The 17,965-nt window shown below is 70.2% G+C and carries 12 protein-coding genes; 7 read left to right on the forward strand and 5 right to left on the reverse strand.

Annotated features, from left to right (window positions below; genetic code table 11):
• The first annotated feature begins 26 nt into the window (after nt 1-26).
• Together WFJ01_RS10165 and WFJ01_RS10170 are read left to right on the forward strand one after the other, a co-directional pair.
• Nucleotides 27-1,097 carry a glycosyltransferase gene (locus tag WFJ01_RS10165; protein ID WP_336628950.1) on the forward strand — a complete coding sequence of 357 codons (1,071 nt, stop codon included), beginning with the start codon at nt 27-29 and terminating at the stop codon, nt 1,095-1,097.
• 81 nt (nt 1,098-1,178) lie between these two features.
• Entirely contained in the window at nt 1,179-3,353 is a 2,175-nt protein-coding gene (locus tag WFJ01_RS10170; RefSeq protein ID WP_251445115.1) for a hypothetical protein, read from the forward strand.
• 90 nt (nt 3,354-3,443) lie between these two features.
• On the opposite strand, the gene WFJ01_RS10175 is transcribed toward WFJ01_RS10170, so the two are convergent.
• Together WFJ01_RS10175 and rfbB are read right to left on the reverse strand one after the other, a co-directional pair.
• Nucleotides 3,444-4,856, reverse strand: coding sequence for a bifunctional dTDP-4-dehydrorhamnose 3,5-epimerase family protein/NAD(P)-dependent oxidoreductase (locus WFJ01_RS10175; RefSeq protein ID WP_336628951.1), 1,413 nt, complete (start codon nt 4,854-4,856; stop codon nt 3,444-3,446).
• Nucleotides 4,856-5,854 carry a dTDP-glucose 4,6-dehydratase gene (gene rfbB / locus WFJ01_RS10180; RefSeq protein ID WP_292881358.1) on the reverse strand — a complete coding sequence of 333 codons (999 nt, stop codon included), beginning with the start codon at nt 5,852-5,854 and terminating at the stop codon, nt 4,856-4,858. Before rfbB ends, WFJ01_RS10175 begins: the two co-directional genes overlap by 1 nt.
• 92 nt (nt 5,855-5,946) lie before the next feature.
• On the opposite strand from rfbB, the gene rfbA reads away from it, so the two are divergent.
• From rfbA to WFJ01_RS10205, 5 genes are all read left to right on the forward strand, one after another.
• On the forward strand, nt 5,947-6,816 hold the full coding sequence (gene rfbA / locus WFJ01_RS10185) for a glucose-1-phosphate thymidylyltransferase RfbA (protein ID WP_251445107.1): 870 nt from the start codon (nt 5,947-5,949) through the stop codon (nt 6,814-6,816).
• Between the two features lie 87 nt (nt 6,817-6,903).
• Nucleotides 6,904-8,835, forward strand: a complete 1,932-nt coding sequence (locus WFJ01_RS10190; RefSeq protein WP_285814265.1) for a rhamnan synthesis F family protein — start codon at nt 6,904-6,906, stop codon at nt 8,833-8,835.
• Nucleotides 8,828-10,756 (forward strand): rhamnan synthesis F family protein, encoded by a 1,929-nt coding sequence (locus tag WFJ01_RS10195; protein ID WP_336628952.1) that lies wholly within the window; start codon nt 8,828-8,830, stop codon nt 10,754-10,756. Before WFJ01_RS10190 ends, WFJ01_RS10195 begins: the two co-directional genes overlap by 8 nt.
• 52 nt (nt 10,757-10,808) lie before the next feature.
• A complete protein-coding gene (locus tag WFJ01_RS10200; RefSeq protein WP_251445098.1) occupies nt 10,809-11,723 on the forward strand; it encodes an ABC transporter permease in 915 nt (304 codons plus the stop codon).
• The gene (locus WFJ01_RS10205; RefSeq protein ID WP_336628953.1) at nt 11,723-12,913 is read left to right on the forward strand and encodes an ABC transporter ATP-binding protein; all 1,191 of its coding nucleotides are present in this window, start codon (nt 11,723-11,725) and stop codon (nt 12,911-12,913) included. Before WFJ01_RS10200 ends, WFJ01_RS10205 begins: the two co-directional genes overlap by 1 nt.
• 9 nt (nt 12,914-12,922) lie before the next feature.
• Here WFJ01_RS10205 and galE read toward each other — a convergent pair whose 3' ends face one another.
• The 3 genes from galE to WFJ01_RS10220 all read right to left on the reverse strand — a co-directional run bounded on the left by galE (nt 12,923) and on the right by WFJ01_RS10220 (nt 17,788).
• The gene (gene galE, locus WFJ01_RS10210) at nt 12,923-13,945 is read right to left on the reverse strand and encodes a UDP-glucose 4-epimerase GalE (protein WP_336628954.1); all 1,023 of its coding nucleotides are present in this window, start codon (nt 13,943-13,945) and stop codon (nt 12,923-12,925) included.
• Nucleotides 13,946-14,035: 90 nt separating this feature from the next.
• Nucleotides 14,036-16,168, reverse strand: coding sequence for a glycosyltransferase (locus tag WFJ01_RS10215; RefSeq protein WP_336628955.1), 2,133 nt, complete (start codon nt 16,166-16,168; stop codon nt 14,036-14,038).
• 9 nt (nt 16,169-16,177) lie between these two features.
• Entirely contained in the window at nt 16,178-17,788 is a 1,611-nt protein-coding gene (locus WFJ01_RS10220; RefSeq protein ID WP_336628956.1) for a DUF2142 domain-containing protein, read from the reverse strand.
• Between the last annotated feature and the right edge of the window lie 177 nt (nt 17,789-17,965).

Raw genomic sequence — 17,965 nt, forward strand, 5'->3', positions numbered from 1 at the left:
CGGCCACGGCTGGATAGGGTCGAAGCATGGCTGTGCTCAGGGTGGTCCTCGACCAGGTGAACGACGTCGTGGACGCCGATCAGGCCGAGGCGTCGCGCTCCCTGATGCACGCGCTCGCCAGGACCGCCCCGCCCCGCTGCGAGATCGAGGCGATCGTGCCGTCCGGCGGCGACGCCGGGTCCGACGGCGTAGGCGCCGTGTACCGGCTCGGGCTCGCCCGTCGAGAGCTCGCCGCCGCCTGGCAGCTCGGCATGGTCGCCGGAGTCGGCGGCGGCATGATCCATGCGCCGACCCTGTTCGCCCCGCTCGTGAAGCACGACAGGGCCAACGACTACGACCAGACCGTGGCGACCGTCTGGGACCTCCGCGCGTGGACGTCGCCGGAGCAGGTGCCGCGGGCGAGCGCGCTGTGGCAGCGCGGCATGCTGAAACGTGCCGTCCGCCACGCCGACGCCATCGTCGTGCCCACGCACGCGATGGCCGCGCGGATCGCCGACCTGGGACGCTTCGCGGACCGGATCCGGGTGATCCCCGGCGCGGCCGCCGAGGACTTCTCGATCCCCCTCGACGCGGCCGAGCGCCGGGCGGCGCTCGGGGCTCCGGCGCGCTATCTCGTGGCGACGGGGAGGGCGGAGGGACTGACACCGGTGTTCGCCGCGGCGGTCGCCGCCGATGCCGACGTGTTCGTCTGGGACGCCCCCGAGGGGACCGCGCCCGCCGTCGCCGAGGCCGCCGCGTCCGCCGGGCTCCCCGCTCCCCGCGTGCACGTCTCCCCGCGTCTCGAGGCGCCCGACCGGGCCGCGCTGCTCGCGGGCGCGCTGGCGTTCACGGCCGCCGACGAGGTCGCGGCCTGGCCGTGGCGGATGGTCGAGGCGCTGGCCCTCGGCGTGCCGGTGATCGCCGCCGACGGCGGGGTGCATCGCGACGTGCTCGCCGAGGGGGGCGTGCTCGTCGGCCCCGACGGATTCGCCGACGCGGTGCACGACGCGGCGGGGGACGGAGCACGACGGCTCTCCGTGCTCGCGGCGGATCGATCGCGCGCCTATGCGTGGGACAGCTCCGCGGAGCGCGTCTGGACGCTGCACGCCGAGCTCTGACGATCGGCTCGGCCCGCGCTCTTGCGCGGATCTGTGCGTGTCCCGCCGGGAAAACCGGAGGAGGGGCCGCAGAATATCACCATGACTGGACATGTCCCGGGTCCCGTGCGCGCTCATGCGCCCCGACGCTGGACGACCGGCATGCTCGTCATCGCCGCCGTCGTCCTCGCCCTGCTGACGCCCGCGGTCGCCGGTGCCGCACCCGCCTCGGCCGCCCCCGCCGCCGTCGCTCCGGCCGCCGCGAGCTCGGTCCGTCCGATGACCCTCGACGGGTGGAACGCGGGCAACATCATCAGCGATGCGGTCTTCACGAGCAAGTCGACGATGTCGGCGGACCAGATCCAGAACTTCTTCAACGCGAAGGTGCCGAGCTGCCAGAGCGGCTACACCTGTCTCAAGGACTTCCGCGTCACGTCCCAGAACCGGCCGGCCGACGCGTACTGCAGCGGATACTCCGGAACGGCGAACGAGAGCGCGGCGAGCATCATCTACCGCGTCTCGCAGTCGTGCAACATCAACCCCCAGGTGCTCATCGTCATGCTCCAGAAGGAGCAGGGCCTCGTCACGCACACCTGGCCGAGCGGCTGGCGCTACGACAGCGCCCTGGGGCAGGGCTGCCCCGACGACGCGCCCTGCGACCCGAGCTACGTGGGCTTCTTCCAGCAGATCTACGGCGCGGCGCGCCAGATGCAGATCTACATGGAGGGCCGCTGGTTCACCTGGTACGCGCCCGGCAACACCTGGAACATCCTCTACAACCCGAACCAGGGCTGCGGCTCGGGTCCGGTCTACATCGCCAACAAGGCGACGGCGGCGCTCTACTACTACACGCCCTATCAGCCGAACCCCGCCGCTCTGCGGGCCGGGTACGGCGAGGGCGACGGCTGCTCCGCGTACGGCAACCGGAACTTCTACAACTACTTCACCGACTGGTTCGGATCGACGCAGAGCAACCCCGCGGCGGACAACCCGTTCGGCAACATCGAGCTGCTGCAGGCCAAGCCGGGGCAGATCGCGGTCGCGGGCTGGGCGCTCGATCCCAATACGACCTCGTCGATCGCGGTGCACGTCTACGTGGGCGCGACCGGCGTCCCGGTCACGGCGGACGCGAATCGCCCCGATGTCGCGGCGGCCTATCCCGGCCGAGGAGCGGCGCACGGCTACTCCGCGACGGTGCCGGTCACCACGTCCGGCGACCAGAACGTCTGCGTCTATGCGATCAACCAGGGTCCGGGCAGCAACGTGCTCCTCGGATGCCGCACGGTCACCCCGCTCGTGGGCAGCCCGGTCGGCGCCGTGGACGAGATCAAGCAGGCGAACGGCTCCCTCCAGATCAGCGGCTGGGCCCTCGATCCCGATGTCGTGGATCCGATCCCCGTGCACGTGTACGTCGACGGCGTCGGCAAGCCGATCACCGCGGACCAGACGCGCAGCGGGATCCCCGCGGCCTATGCGGTGTACGGGACGAAGCACGGCTTCTCGACCACGGTGGCGGTCGGCCCGGGAAGCCATTCGGTGTGCGTCTACGGGATCAACACCGGTGTGGGCGGCAACGTGCAGTTCGCGTGCAGCACCGTGACGGTGACTGCGGGCGGCAACGTGGACCAGGGTCGTCCGCCGTTCGGGAACTTCGAGGCCGCCTCCGCGACCGTCGGCAAGATCACCGCGGCGGGCTGGGCGATCGATCCCGACACCGCCGACCCGATCGCGGTGCATGTCTACGTCGATGCCGCGGGAGCGGCGTACACCGCCAATCAGCCGCGGAGCGACGTCGGAGCCGCGTATCCGGCCTCAGGCTCGAACCACGGATTCACCGCCAGCGTCTCCGCGACCCCGGGCGTGCACAACGTCTGCGCCTACGCGATCAACAACGGCGCCGGCGGGAACGTCCTGCTCGGCTGCCGTTCGGTCACGGTGCCGTCGGCGCCGACGGTGGATGCCGGTCGCGTGCCGTTCGGCAACGTCGAGGCGGTCACGAGTTCCTCGGGCACGATCACGGTGAGCGGCTGGGCGCTGGATCCTGACACGACGTCGCCGATCGCCGTGCACATGTACGTGGACTCCGTCGGCGCCGCGTTCACGGCCGACATACCGCGCCCCGATGTCGCCGCCGCCTACCCGGGGACCGGCACGAACCACGGCTTCACCGCGAAGATGACCGCGACGCCCGGCACGCACAATGTGTGCATCTACGGGATCAACAACGGCGCCGGCGGGAACGTCGAGATCCGCTGCCTCTCCGTCACGGTGGGCTGACCCCTCCGCGCTCCGCCCTCGGACGCCGCCGGCGCCGCACGCTCCTGGTGAGCGGCGGCGCCGGCGCGGTCTCGGGTGCCCGGCGCGGTCTCAGGCGCTCAGGTATCGAGCGAGCGCCGCGTCCTGATCGCTCGGCGAGAAGCCGGTGCCGGTGATCCGCGTCAGATCGAGGACGCTGTTGCGCGGCCGGGGCGAGACGGGGGCGCTCGCGGAGGCGAAGTACTCCTCCGTGCTCACGCCGGTGATCCGCGCGGGGTCGTGCCCGGTCGCGGAGAACACGCTGCGCGCGATGTCCGCCCAGGTGGCGGGCTCGCCGGACCCGGTGACGTTGTAGACGCCGTACGGCGCCTCCGTGCGCAGCAGGTGCGCGATGGCCCGGGCGATGTCGTCCGTGAACGTCAGGCGGCCGGTCTGGTCGTCGACGACCTTCGGGTCGATGCCGCGCTCGGCGAGCGAGGCCATCGTGCGGACGAAGTTCTTGCCCTCGCCGATGACCCACGACGTGCGCAGGATGTAGTGCCGCGGGGCGGTCGCCGCGGCGATGTCGCCGGCGGCCTTGGACTGGCCGTAGACCCCGAGCGGCGCCAGGGCGTCGTCCTCCCGATAGGGCCGGTCGGCCGTGCCGTCGAAGACGTAGTCGCTCGACACGTGCACGAGCGTGATGCCGTTCTCGGCCGCGATGCGGGCAAGGCGCGCAGGGCCCTCGGCGTTGGCGGTCCATGCGTCGCGACGACCCTCGGGGGTCTCCGCGAGGTCGACGGCCGTGTAGGCGCCGGCGTTGATGATCGTGCCGTAGTCGCGCCAGCGGCGCGCCGTGCCGAGCTGCGCGTCCGCCAGGTCGAGATCCGCGCGCGTCGCGTACTCGATGTGCGCCGCCACGCCGAGCTCGGCGCGCAGGGCGAGGCCGAGCTGACCGTTCGCGCCGACCACGAGGATCTTGCGCGGCGCGATCGGGGTGACGTCCTCGAGACGCGGATGGTTCTTGTCCTTCTCGGAGATCTCGACGTCGGCGAGCGGGATCGGCCAGTCGATCGCGGCCGTCTCATCGGCGAGGTTCAGGAACGAGTAGCTCGCGTCCGGCGACCAGTGGTCGTTCACGAGGTAGGTGTACGCCGTGTCCGGTTCGAGGGTCTGGTACGAGTTGCCGACCCCGCGCGGCACGAAGATCGCACGCGACGGATCCAGCTCGATCGTGAAGACGGTGCCGAAGCTCTCGCCCTCGCGCAGATCCACCCAGGCGCCGAAGATGCGTCCGGTCGCGACCGAGACCCACTTGTCCCAGGGCTCCGCATGGATGCCGCGCGTCGTGCCGACGGCGTCGTTGAACGAGATGTTGTTCTGCACCGGGCCGAAGTCCGCGAGGCCGAGCGCGGTCATCTTCTCGCGCTGCCAGTTCTCCTTGAACCATCCGCGCGCATCGCCGTGCACCGGCAGCTCGAGGACGATCATGCCCGGGATGGGCGTCTCGACGACCTGGAGCTGCTTGCCGAACTCGACGGTCATCACTGTCCCTTGGTGGCGTAGAAGGCCTCGGTGGCGTCCTTCGAGGGCGCCCACCAGGCCTCGTTGGCCCGGTACCAGTCGATGGTCGCGGCGAGCCCGGACTCGAAGTCGGCGTACTGCGGGGCCCAGCCGAGCTCGGTGCGGAGCTTGGTCGAGTCGATCGCGTAGCGCAGGTCGTGCCCGGCGCGATCGGTGACGTGGTCATAGGCGTCGCGGGGCTGGCCCATCTGCTCGAGGATGAGCTCGACGACGTCCTTGTTGTTCCGCTCGCCGTCGGCGCCGATCAGGTAGGTCTCGCCGATGGCGCCCTTCTCCAGGATCGTCATCACGGCGGAGGAGTGATCGTTCGCGTGGATCCAGTCGCGCACGTTCTCGCCGGCGCCGTAGAGCTTGGGCCGGATGCCGCGGATCACGTTGGTGATCTGACGCGGGATGAACTTCTCCACGTGCTGGTAGGGGCCGTAGTTGTTCGAGCAGTTCGAGATCGTCGCACGCACGCCGAACGAGCGCACCCAGGCGCGCACGAGCAGATCGGATCCGGCCTTCGTCGACGAGTACGGGGAGGAGGGGTTGTACGGGGTGCTCTCGGTGAACCGCTCCGGGTCGTCGAGCTCGAGGTCGCCGTAGACCTCGTCCGTGGAGATGTGGTGGAACCGGCGGTCGTGCTTGCGGGCCGCTTCGAGCAGCGTGTACGTGCCGACGATGTTCGTGTCCAGGAACGGACGGGGGCTGTGCAGCGAGTTGTCGTTGTGCGACTCGGCCGCGTAGTGGACGACGGCGTCGGCGTCGGCGAACAGCGTGTCCACGAGCTCGGCATCGGTGATGTCGCCGTGCACGAAGGTCACCCGGTCGGCGGGGAGACCGTCGAGGGAGGCGCGGTTGCCGGCGTAGGTGAGCGCATCCAGCACGGTGACGTGGTGTTCGGTGTTCTCCACGACGTGGTGGACGAAGTTCGAACCGATGAAGCCGGCCCCGCCGGTGACGAGCAGTCTCTGCATGACTTCCAGGGTAGTGGGGCGTCGGGGCCGCACCGGTGCGGCAGCGGGGGCGAATTCCCAGGATGACGGGGCGGATGGGGGAGAATGGCTCCATGCGTGGAATCATCCTGGCCGGTGGCACCGGCTCCCGGCTGCACCCGATCACCCTCGGCACGTCGAAGCAGCTCGTCCCTGTCTACGACAAGCCGATGATCTACTACCCGCTGTCGACGCTCATCCTGGCGGGGATCCGCGACATCCTGCTGATCACCACGCCCCACGATGCAGAGGCGTTCGAGCGCCTCCTCGGCGACGGCTCGCGCTTCGGCGTCTCCATCACGTACAAGACGCAGCCCTCTCCGGACGGACTCGCGCAGGCGTTCATCCTCGGGGAGGAGCACGTCGGATCCGACTCGGCGGCCCTCGTGCTCGGCGACAACATCTTCTACGGCCAGGGGATGGGCACGCAGCTGCGTCAGTACACCGAGCTCGACGGCGGCGTCGTGTTCGGCTACTGGGTGGACGACGCGACCGCCTATGGCGTGGTCGAGTTCGACGATGCGGGACGGGTGGTCTCCCTCGAGGAGAAGCCGGCCCAGCCCAAGAGCAACTACGCCGTGCCGGGTCTCTACTTCTACGACAACGACGTGATCGAGATCGCGAAGAACCTGAAGCCCTCTCCGCGCGGCGAGCTCGAGATCACCGACGTGAACCGCGAGTACCTCGATCGCGGCAAGCTGCAGGTGCAGCTGCTCACCCGCGGCACGGCCTGGCTGGACACGGGGACCTTCGACTCCCTCGCCGAGGCGACCGACTTCATCCGCACCGTGGAGAAGCGACAGGGGCTCTCGATCGGCTGCCCGGAGGAGGTCGCCTGGCGCATGGGCTTCCTCACCGACGACGAGCTGCGCGAGCGTGCGGAGCCCCTCATCAAGAGCGGCTACGGCGCGTACCTGCTCAAGGCCCTCGCCCAGGGTCGCTGAACCGCCACGATCTAGGATGATCCGCGGTCGTCGTGCAGGACACGACGACCGGACGACCCGTGTTCTTATCCGGAGCTGATGCGCCTCATGACTTCCCTTCCCGTGCCGGTGGTTTTTCCTGTGGGTGGTCGTCGGTTGGTCGTGTATGTGGTGTGGGATCGGCGTGGGGGTGTGGAGGATTTCGTTCCTTTTGCTCTGGCGGGGTTGCGGGAGCAGGGGTCGCGGGTTCTGGTGGTGGTGAACGGTTCTCTGTCGGAGGAGGGTCGGGCCAAGCTGGAGCCGGTGTCGGATGAGATCCTGGTGCGTTCGAATGCGGGGTTCGACATCTGGGCGCACAAGGAGGCTCTGGATCATGTGGGGGAGTCGATCGCGGAGTTCGATGAGGTTCTGCTGACGAATGACACGTGGTTCGGTCCGGTGGGGTCGTTCGGTCCGGTGTTGGATCGGATGGCGGGGCGGCCGGTTCATTTCTGGGGCATGACGGATCATGTGCGGCAGGAGCCGAATCCGTTCACGGGGAAGGGTGTTCTTCCGTATCATCTGCAGTCGTTCTGGATCGCGGTGCGGCGGGAGATGTTCCTGTCGGAGGCGTGGCGGCGGTATTGGGCGGAGCTGCCGGAGATGCCGACGTATTTCGATGCGGTGCTCAAGCATGAGGCGGTGTTCACGGAGGTGTTCGCCGACGCCGGCTTCACCCACGACGTCGCCTACCCGGAGAGCGACTACCCGACCGAGCACCCTGCGCTGTTCAACGCCGATCTCCTCGTCGACGACGGCTGCCCGCTCGTCAAGCGCCGTCCGCTCTTCCACTATCCGCCGTTCCTCAACCGCCACGCGGTGAGCGGGCGCCGGGTGGTCTCGGCGATGGCCCGGCACGGCTACCCGGTCGACCTCGTCTGGCGCAACCTGGCGCGCAACGTCCAGCCCAAGGTGCTCAACACCGATGCCGGCATGCTCGAGGTCCTCTCCGACGAGGCGCGGGAGCCCGATCCGGAGCACCCGCCCCGCCTCGCCGCGGTGGCGCACCTGACCAAGACCGACGACGTCCCCCGCGTCATCGGCGCCCTGCGGGCGATCCCGCATCCGTTCGACCTGTACGTCACCCTGACCGACGCCGGAGCCGTCGAGGAGGTCGGCGCAGCCGTGGCAGGGCTCGGCCTGACCGGGCTGGCCGCCGTCGATGTCCGCGTGGTCCCGCCGGAGGGGCGCGACATGAGCGCGCTGCTCATCGGCTGCCGGGACGTGCTCGCCGAAGACCGCTACGACCTGATCGTCAAGGTGCATGGTCGCACCCCGAGGCAGCGGTCCGCGAACGCGCGGCGCTACTTCTCCCGCTACCAGCTGGAGAACCTGCTGAACTCGCCCGGCTACGTCCGCAACGTGCTCGCGCTGTTCGCCAAGGAGCCGGGACTCGGCGTGGTCTACCCGCCGATGATGCACGTCGGCTACACGCTCCCGGGGCGTGCCTGGTCGTTCTACCTGCCCCGGGCGAAGCAGATCTGCGAGAGCCTCGGGATCCAGGTTCCGCTCGACGGCATCTCGCCCCTCGCGCCGTACGGCGGCATGTGGATCGGGCGGCCGCAGGCGATCCGGCGCCTGGTGGAGGCCGGATTCCGTCCCGCCGACTACGCGAAGCCGACCTCGAAGGCCGTACCGGCGCTCGCGAAGGTCATGGAGCGGCTCGTCTCCTATGCGGCCGGGGAGGACGGCTTCCACACCCGGACGGTGATCACCGGCGAGCACGCGGCGATCAGCCACACCTCGATGGAGTACAAGGTCGATCAGCTCGCCTCCACCACTCCCGGCTACCCGCTGGAGCAGATCCAGTTCCTGCACCGGGCCGGCTGGTTCGGGACGGGCGGTGCGGTGGCGATGCTGCGGATGTACATGAACATCAATCACCGTGACGTGGTGCTCCGTCTGCACCCGGTGCTGCACCCGATCGGGCGGTTCGCCCGATTCGGGCTGCGTACGGCCAAGGCCGCGGTGCGGACGGTCAAGGGGGGTCGCGATGACTGAGGCAGCCGTGCCGGTGGTTTTTCCTGTGGGTGGTCGTCGGTTGGTCGTGTATGTGGTGTGGGATCGGCGTGGGGGTGTGGAGGATTTCGTTCCTTTTGCTCTGGCGGGGTTGCGGGAGCAGGGGTCGCGGGTTCTGGTGGTGGTGAACGGTTCTCTGTCGGAGGAGGGTCGGGCCAAGCTGGAGCCGGTGTCGGATGAGATCCTGGTGCGTTCGAATGCGGGGTTCGACATCTGGGCGCACAAGGAGGCTCTGGATCATGTGGGGGAGTCGATCGCGGAGTTCGATGAGGTTCTGCTGACGAATGACACGTGGTTCGGTCCGGTGGGGTCGTTCGGTCCGGTGTTGGATCGGATGGCGGGGCGGCCGGTTCATTTCTGGGGCATGACGGATCATGTGCGGCAGGAGCCGAATCCGTTCACGGGGAAGGGTGTTCTTCCGTATCATCTGCAGTCGTTCTGGATCGCGGTGCGGCGGGAGATGTTCCTGTCGGAGGCGTGGCGGCGGTATTGGGCGGAGCTGCCGGAGATGCCGACGTATTTCGATGCGGTGCTCAAGCATGAGGCGGTGTTCACGGAGGTGTTCGCCGACGCCGGCTTCACCCACGACGTCGCCTACCCGGCCGCCGAGATCGGCACCAAGAACCCCTCGCTCTATCGGGCAGAGGCGCTGCTGGACGCCGGGTGCCCGATCCTGAAGCGGCGGCCCTTCCTGCAGTGGCCGCCCTACCTGGACCGCCATGCGGTCGTCGGCCGGTGGACGCTGGAGAAGGCGGCTGAGCTGGGGTATCCGATGGAGCTGTTCTGGCAGCACGCCGCGCGGACCATCCCCCCGAAGGATCTGAACACGGACGCGGCTGCGCTCGAGGTGCTGCCGGACGCCGACGTGTCCTACGACCCGGCGCACCCGCTGCGCACGGTCGTGCTCGCGCACATCTTCTACGTCGAGATGACGGACGAGATGCTCGATCGCGCCGATACGCTCCCCGGCGGCTACGACCTCGTCGTGACCACCCCCGATCCCGATCGCGCCGAGGGCGTCCGCGAGGCGATCCGCCGCCGCGGGCACGCCAAGGGCGAGGTCGAGGTCCGGGTGCTGGAGTCGAACGACGGCCGTGACCAGAGCGCGTTCCTCATCGCCTGCCGCGACGTGCTGCTCTCGGGCCGCTACGACCTCTTCGTGAAGATCCACTCGAAGAAGACACCGCAGGACGGGTTCAACATCGGGCGCCACTTCAAGGAGCAGCAGTTCCTCAACCTCCTCGACGGGCCGGGCTACACCGCCAACCTCGTCGCGCTGTTCCAGCGCGAGCCCGGGCTCGGGCTCGTCTTCCCCCCGATGATCCACATCGGCTACCCCACGCTGGGCCGGGGCTGGTCCGTGAACAAGGAGGGCGCCCAGGCTCTCTGCGATGAACTCGGCATCCGCGTCCCGCTGGACGACGTGTCGCCGCTCGCGCCGTTCGGATCCATGTACATCGGTCGTCCCGAGGCTCTGCGGATCCTGCTCGAGCACGATTGGACCTTCGCCGACTTCGGCGGGGCGGAGGCGTATCGCGACGGCGGCCTCGCGCACATCCTCGAGCGGCTGCCGGTGTACGCGGCGGGGGAGCTCGGGTATCACGTGCGCACGGTCGCGACGGCGGAGTACATGGCGCTCAGCCACACGACGATGGACTTCCTGCTGGACGAGCTCTCGGCGACCACGCCCGGCTACGCCTACGAGCAGATCGAGCTCATCCGCAAGGCCGGGTTCGTCGGTACCGGATCGGCGCGCGACTTTGCGAGAATGTACATGCGCGTCAACTTTCCCGGAACCGGCGCGCGGTTGCGCAGCGTCATGGCCTCACCGAGCATCGTCGGCAAGGTCGCCCGAGCGGTCAGGAGACCGCGGACGGCCCTGCGGCGGGTCCTCGGTCGATGATGACCGTGCCGGATCCGCAACCGCAGCCCTCTGAGACGGGAATCACGGAAGTATGAGCACATTGGACACGACGGAAAGATTCGCGCGCGTCGCCGCCGAGCCGTTCTCCACGATCGACGCCCGCGGGCTGCGCGTCCGCGGCGGCAAGATCCGCGAGATCATCTCGCGCCGCCAGCTGCTGTTCCTCCTGGTCCGTCGCGACCTCCAGGCGCGCTACCGGGACAGCGTGCTCGGATTCCTCTGGACGGTGATCCGCCCGCTGATCCAGTTCCTGATGTACTACCTCGTGCTCGGGCAGTTCCTGCGCGCGGCGGAGGGGGTCCCGAACTTCGCGATCTACCTCTTCTCCGGACTCACGATCTTCGGCTTCTTCAGCGACATGGTGTTCGGCGCGACCGGATCCATCGTCGGCAACGCCGGGCTGGTGAAGAAGATCTACGTCCCGCGGGAGGTGTTCCCGCTCGCCAGCATCGGCGCGGCGGGATTCATGTTCCTCGTCCAGCTGCTCGTGCTGCTGGTCGCCGCGATCGGCTTCCGAGCGCTTCCGGCACCCGTGGAGATGCTCTGGTTCTTCCCGTCGCTGTTCGTGGTGATCGTCTACGGGGTCGCGATCGGCCTGCTGCTCGCCGCGCTGAACGTGTACCTGCGCGACATCCAGTACCTCACGGAGGTCGTGATGATGCTCGCGATGTGGGCGTCCCCGATCGTGTACTCGTACTCCATGGTCCGCAGCGCCCTGGAGCGCTTCCACCTGCCGACCTGGATCCTCGAGGTGTACGCGGCCAATCCCCTCACGATCGGCGTGCTGGGCTTCCACCGCGCCTTCTGGGGCGCGGGCACCGACGCCGACTATCCGGCGAACCTCGGACTCCGCATGCTGATCGCTGCCGTGATCGGCGTCGTCCTGCTCTGGGGGGCGCACCGTGCGTTCACCCGGATGCAGGGGAACTTCGCGCAGGAGCTGTGATGACCGACAACGACAACCGTCCCGACATCGTCCGCCTGAACGGCGTGGTGAAGGAGTTCCGCGTCCGCAAGGACAACAGCCTCAAGGACAGGATCGTCCACTTCGGCAGGCTCGGCGAGGAGCACCGCTCGACGTTCACGGCCGTCAGCGACGTGACGCTCGCGATCGAGGCCGGGACGACCGTGGGTCTGCTGGGTGCGAACGGATCCGGCAAGTCCACCCTGCTCAAGCTCATCGGCGGCATCGTCTCGCCGACCCGCGGCACCGTGCAGACCCGCGGGCGGATGGCGGCCCTGCTCGAACTCGGAGCCGGATTCCACCCCGACCTGAGCGGGCGGGAGAACGTCTACCTCAACGCCTCGCTGCTCGGGCTCAACCGGGAGCAGATCACCGCGCGCTTCGACGACATCCTCGCCTTCAGCGGCATCGGCGAGTTCATCGACACCGCGGTCAAGTTCTATTCGTCCGGCATGTACGTCCGCCTCGCCTTCGCGGTCGCGGTGCACACGGATCCCGACATCCTCCTCGTCGACGAGGTCCTCGCCGTGGGCGACGAGGCCTTCCAGCGCAAGTGCATGGAGCGCATCGCGCAGTTCCGTCAGGAGGGACGCACCATCATCCTGGTCAGCCACGCCGCCAACCAGGTGCAGGAGCTCTGCGACCGCGGCATCGTCCTGAGCCACGGCGAGGTCGTCTTCGACGGGGACACCAACGAGGCGGTGCGGGCGCTGCGCAATGTGCTGGAGGGGCGCCGTGCGGACGAGGCCGCGCCGGACGAGACGCAGCACCCCATCCAGGTCAAGAGCATCGAGCTCCTCGACGCCGCCGGCGAGCCCACCTCCGAGATCGGGATCGATGATGCGCTCACCATCCGCATCAACGTCGACGGACTCCACCGGATCGAACGCTGGGAGGTCGGGTTCAGCATCGACACCCCGCTGGGGCAGATGGTGCTCGCCAGCAACACCGAGATGATCGGGGTCACCCTCGATCCGATCGACGGACCGCAGTCCGTCGACCTCACCATCGAGAGCGTGCACCTCGGCGAGGGGCAGTACTACGTGAACGCCAACGCGGCGGGCGTCAGCGAGCCGAGCTCGCACGGCCTGTCGCAGGGCATCATGTTCTCGGTGCGCGGCGGGGGTTCCAGCGTGGGCAGTGTCTCCGCCCGCGTCGCCCTCGCCGGCTGACCCCGGGGCTCAGCTCGCGGCGTCGTAGCCGTTCGGATTCGCGGACTGCCAGCGCCAGGCGTCCCGCGCCATCTCGGCGACGCCGCGGGACGCGCGCCAGCCGAGCTCCTCCGCCGCGCGCGTCGTGTCGGCCCAGGCCTGCGCGAGGTCGCCGTCGCGGCGGGGCAGCACGCGCGAGGGGATCGGACGCCCGGAGGCGGCCTCGAAGGCCGCGATGAGCTCGAGCACCGAGGTGGCCCGGCCCGTGCCCAGGTTCCAGGCGCGGACGCCCTCGTGGTCGCGCAGGTGCTCGAGCGCGGCGACGTGCCCCTCGGCGAGGTCGACGACATGGATGTAATCGCGCTCCCCGGTGCCGTCCGCGGTGGCGTAGTCGTCGCCGAACACGCCCACCTCCGCGAGCCGGCCGACCGCGACCTGGGCGACGTAGGGCGCGAGATTGTTGGGGATCCCCCGGGGATCCTCCCCGATGAGGCCGCTCTCATGCGCGCCGATGGGGTTGAAGTAGCGCAGCAGGGCGATGCGCCAGCGCGGATCGGCCTGTGCGACGTCCGTGAGGACGCGCTCCAGCATCACCTTGGTCTCGCCGTAGGGGTTGGTGGAGCCGAGCAGGCCGCCGTCCTCCCGATACGGCGCCGGCTGGTGGTCGCCGTACACCGTCGCGGACGAGGAGAACACGAGGGTGCGCACATCGTGCCGGTCCATCGCCGCCAGGAGCGAGAACGTCGTCCCGAGGTTCTCGGAGTAGTAGCGCAGCGGCTGCGTCACGCTCTCGCCGACCGCCTTGAGCCCCGCGAAGTGGATCACGGCGTCGGGACGCTCGGCGGCGAAGACGGCGTCCAGCGCCTCGCGGTCTGCGACGTCCAGACGGTGCACCGTCGCGTGCCGCCCCGTGATGCGGGCCACGCGCTCGAGGGATTCCGGGGAGCTGTTCGCGAAGTTGTCCACGACGATGACATCGTCGCCCCGCTCGAGGAGGGTGAGGACCGTGTGGGATCCGATGTAGCCGGCTCCGCCGGTGACGAGTACGCGCACAGATGCTCCCTGAAACTGGACGGCCCTGAAGCGGGACAGGTCCTTCGATGCTACTGGCTCGCGTCGCGGGACACGGAACGACCGATCGGGTCAGATGCGGGCAGCGGCGGCCATCACATCGTCGAGGAGCGTGCGCGCCCGCGCGTCGAAGGAGTGCTCGGCGCGGATCCGCTCGGATCGTTCCGCGATCTCCGCGTCCGTCCCGAAATGCGTGTCGAGCGGCGCCGCGGTGAGCTCGAGCAACGCCGGCACGTCGGCGTAGGTGCGCACCGCGGATCCGAACAGCTCGGCGATCCCGTCGACCTCGTCGCTGATCGCCCTGCCTCCCGCCGCGACCACGTCGAAGAGGCGGTTCGAGACGAACCCCTCGCGCTGCATGGCGGGCCAGTGGTCGTTGAGGACGGCGCCGGCTGCCTCGTAGACAGCCGGGAGACGGTCGTTGGCGATGTGCGTCGCGGCGATCGCCGAGCCGGGGATGTAACCGCGCCAGTCCGGGCCGTATACGCGGACCGGGCGGCCCGCCCGCACCGGTTCGACGACCGAGGGGCGGGCGATCCCCCGTGCCGTGCCGACGAAGACGAGGTCCGCGGTGCGCGGCAGCCCCTGCGGACGGAACCGGTGCGCGTCGGTGCACTGCAGAAGCGGCCGCACGGCAACGCCGAATCGCTCGGTCGCCCGGCGCGCCCACGGCGCCGAAGCCGCGTAGACCGTGTCGGCGTCGCGGACCTCCTCGGCGGTGACCTCGTCGGGGTGGCTGATGATCCACAGGAGGCGATGGGCGGCAGGCGGAAGCGCCAGCTCGTGCGGGCCCCGCAGGGACAGCACGACGTCGTCGAGGTCTCCCGTCGCCCGCGCAAGGGCGGGGCGCGCGTCCACGGCCGCGTACTGACCGAGCCGTTTCAGAGCGGCGCCGAGCGAGCGGGCGAAGTGCGTCTCGCCCCAGGACTCGCCACGCGGTCCGGCCGGCGCCCCGGTCTTGATGGCCCAGCGCAGCCGAGGCACCACGGTCCCGTCGGGGAGAGCGAAGGACTCGGGATGGCGGAGCATCCGCGGCACATCGCCGGGGGGCGACAGGACGAGCCCGCGCCGGGCAGCCGGTGCGGGGGAGTCCTCGGCGTCCGCGGGCATCAGCGGGGGACGTGACGGCGCCCGGCCGCGCACCGCCGCCGCCGTGAGGGTGCGGGGCTCTCCGTCCCGTCCTGCCGTGTAGGCGCGCACCGGTGCGTCGAGGGCCGCGACGGCGATCTCCGCCGCGGCGCCTTCGACGTCTTCGCGGGGGTGCCCGGACCAGGCGCGCCAGGGGCGCCCGTCGCGGACGAGGATGCCGGCGGACACGAGAGTGCCGTCGGGTCCGAGCCAGATCGGCGCGACCGGGCCGCCGGAGGCCGAGACGAGTGTGTGCAGCGACGCGGCGTCGAGGATCCCACCGGGGTCGCGTTCGATCACCCGGACCCCGGCGGCGACGGCGCCGGGGGAGTCGGAGATGCGCTCGGTCAGCACGATCCGAGGGTCGCCGAGCGCGAGTTGCGCGGCGAGGAGGCGCACGTCGGCGGGGGCGTCGCCGACCGCCAGCACGAGCCGCCGCGAGTCCCGGTCTGCGCCCTCCGCGTCGAGCACCTCGAGGGGGGCGCGCAGCGCCGCCGCATCCGCGTCGGCGGCGTCGAGGGTCCATCGCAGCACGAGGGATGCGCCGGTGAGGTCGACCGGCGACGCGTCGGCCGAGCCCTCCAGCACGGACCGTGCGGCTGCGTGCAGGTCGGCCAGATCGACCCGTGCTCCGCCGCGGAGCGGGACGGACGCGCCCGCCTCCAGCGCGCGCCATGCCGATGCGAGCGGGGAGCCGGGGACGGCTGCGGAATCCGCGCGCGCGGCGTGCGCGGGGGCGTCCCAGGCGAGCGATGTGTCGATGCGTGCGGGGTCGGTCACCAGGTACGCGTACAGCGCGGGCACCCGCGCCGAGTCCGGGAGCTGCTCTGAGACGAGGCGCTCGGAGAACAGCGGATTCGGGCTCAGTCCCCGTCGGAAGCCGCCGGTGACATAGGCGCGGACCGCGCCGCGCGGCGAGACGGCCCTGCCCAGCTGCAGTGCGACGTACGCGACGTCGACGACCCGGGCGCGACGGATCGTCCGCGCCCACCAGAGCCGATCCGCCGCGCCGAGCAGCGGGCGCAGCACGGGCAGGGAGCGCGCGGCGCGCCAGAGTCGTCGCAGGCGGGTCAGCACCCCTGGAGTCTAGGCGGTCCGCGGCGACGGCTCGGGCGACGCCGTGGCGGAGGCGGTGCCGGTCGCGTCGCGCGAGGCGCCGGGGGCGTCATCCGCAGAGGGGACGACGGGGATCCTCCCGCCCGCGGAGCCCGAGGGCCCTGCGGGGGCGTCCGAGCGGGCGCGCAGCGCGGCGGAGCGCGCGAACACGGCCATGGTCACGGCGAAGGCGCCCGCGCCGATCACCCAGGTGATCAGCGGCGTGGGAGCCGAATGCCACCACCAGGCGACCTGGCCGCTCAGCCGCATCGTCCCCTGACCGGTGTAGCGGTGCATGTTGCCGTAGAGGGCCACCGCGTTCGCGACGCTGAGCAGCCCCGCGATCAACCAGACCTGGGGACCGGAGAGCAGGATGCCCGTGCGCTCCCGGCCGCCCGGCGCCTCGGAGGGCGCGAGGACCGTCGCGATGAGCAGGGTGAGCAGCGGGAGGATGTAGCGCGGCTGCACCTCGTAGCCGACCACCACATTGCTCGAGACGAGGATGTAGAGCGGCACGATGAGGGCTGCGGCAGCGACGCCGAGGACGGCGACGAGCTTGCGCCAGCCCTGCCAGCGGAAGGCGACGAAGAGCACGCCGCACACGCTGAGCAGCGCCCCCGCCCAGACGACGGGCTGGAGCAGCGTGTCGAGCCAGCCCAGGCCCCAGCCGAGTCCGTAGATGCCCGCCCAGAGGTTGGGCATCGCGAGCAGGTTGGCGAGGATCAGGGCGGCCCGCGAGCTCGTCGCCGGCGTGTGCCCCATCCCGCCGATGGCGAGTCCGGTCTGGCCGGCTCCGAGGAAGGCCACCACGGCCAGCACGACCAGGGCGACGGGCAGAAGAGCGCGCAGGAAGAAGTCCCGCTCGCGGCGGAAGGAGAGCACCAGGGCCGCGCACACCGCCACCACGACATATGCCGCGCTGTCGCCCCGGGCGCCGAGTCCGAGCAGGGCGGACAGGACCGTGATCCCGCCGAGGGCGACCGCACGCCAGCCGCGGGCTGCCAGGTAGCCGAGCATCGCGGGGAACATGATCGCCATCGAGATGATCGACCAGCTGCTCGGGTTGGCCGACGGGATGAGGAACATCGCCAGGGGCACGGCGGTCAGCGCCGCACCGGCGGAGAGGGTGAAGCGGAACCGACGGGGGAGCAGACGCCAGGTGCCGACCATGAGCACGGAGAACAGGGCGGCGTTCACGAGCCGGATCGCGATCGTGGACGCCGCGACATTGTCACCCGCCAGGTGCGACATCCACCAGTAGAACCCCTGCGGGTACTGGTGGGAACCCGCATTGAGGCGATCCGTCTCCGCGAGGCGGAAGCCCTCGTCCAGGTATCCGGGACCCTGGCAGGACGCGTTGACCTCGGGATGGAACGCATAGCAGGTCGACTGGATGATCTTGTTCGGGACCTGCCAGTGCTTCGCGTCGGAGCCCGGCTCGCACAGTCCCTCCCGGACGCCGTCACCGCACCAGATGCTGGCGAGGTGGAAGTCGTCGTCGGGTGCGGCCCCGACCGGAGAGCTCAGCGACCAGGCGCCGAGGGAGAGGAACAGGGCGAGCCCGGCGAGGACGGTGGTCAGCAGTCGGGCGATAGGTGTCATGGTTCTTCTCGTTCCGGGAGGGCTCGGGCGGGAGAGCTGTGACGGACGAGTCATGGCGAGAGCGATGCCGATCACGGTGAGGGGTGCGCCTCCGCGACGATGATACCCGGCCCTCCGCCGCGGGTCTGGGAGGTTCTCGCTCGGAGTGCGCTGATACCCTCGGCTGGGGCTTCCCGC

Origin of the sequence: Microbacterium sp. MMO-35 (assembly GCF_037147555.1) — a bacterium.
Taxonomy (GTDB): domain Bacteria; phylum Actinomycetota; class Actinomycetes; order Actinomycetales; family Microbacteriaceae; genus Microbacterium.

What these genes read in the sequence shown, in the direction of transcription:
- WFJ01_RS10165 (WP_336628950.1), top strand. Translation starts at nt 27, where the DNA reads ATGGCTGTGCTCAGGGTGGTCCTCGACCAGGTGAACGACGTCGTGGAC.
- WFJ01_RS10170 (WP_251445115.1), top strand. Translation starts at nt 1,179, where the DNA reads ATGACTGGACATGTCCCGGGTCCCGTGCGCGCTCATGCGCCCCGACGC.
- WFJ01_RS10175 (WP_336628951.1), bottom strand. Translation starts at nt 4,856, where the DNA reads ATGACCGTCGAGTTCGGCAAGCAGCTCCAGGTCGTCGAGACGCCCATC.
- rfbB (WP_292881358.1), bottom strand. Translation starts at nt 5,854, where the DNA reads ATGCAGAGACTGCTCGTCACCGGCGGGGCCGGCTTCATCGGTTCGAAC.
- rfbA (WP_251445107.1), top strand. Translation starts at nt 5,947, where the DNA reads ATGCGTGGAATCATCCTGGCCGGTGGCACCGGCTCCCGGCTGCACCCG.
- WFJ01_RS10190 (WP_285814265.1), top strand. Translation starts at nt 6,904, where the DNA reads ATGACTTCCCTTCCCGTGCCGGTGGTTTTTCCTGTGGGTGGTCGTCGG.
- WFJ01_RS10195 (WP_336628952.1), top strand. Translation starts at nt 8,828, where the DNA reads ATGACTGAGGCAGCCGTGCCGGTGGTTTTTCCTGTGGGTGGTCGTCGG.
- WFJ01_RS10200 (WP_251445098.1), top strand. Translation starts at nt 10,809, where the DNA reads ATGAGCACATTGGACACGACGGAAAGATTCGCGCGCGTCGCCGCCGAG.
- WFJ01_RS10205 (WP_336628953.1), top strand. Translation starts at nt 11,723, where the DNA reads ATGACCGACAACGACAACCGTCCCGACATCGTCCGCCTGAACGGCGTG.
- WFJ01_RS10220 (WP_336628956.1), bottom strand. Translation starts at nt 17,788, where the DNA reads ATGACACCTATCGCCCGACTGCTGACCACCGTCCTCGCCGGGCTCGCC.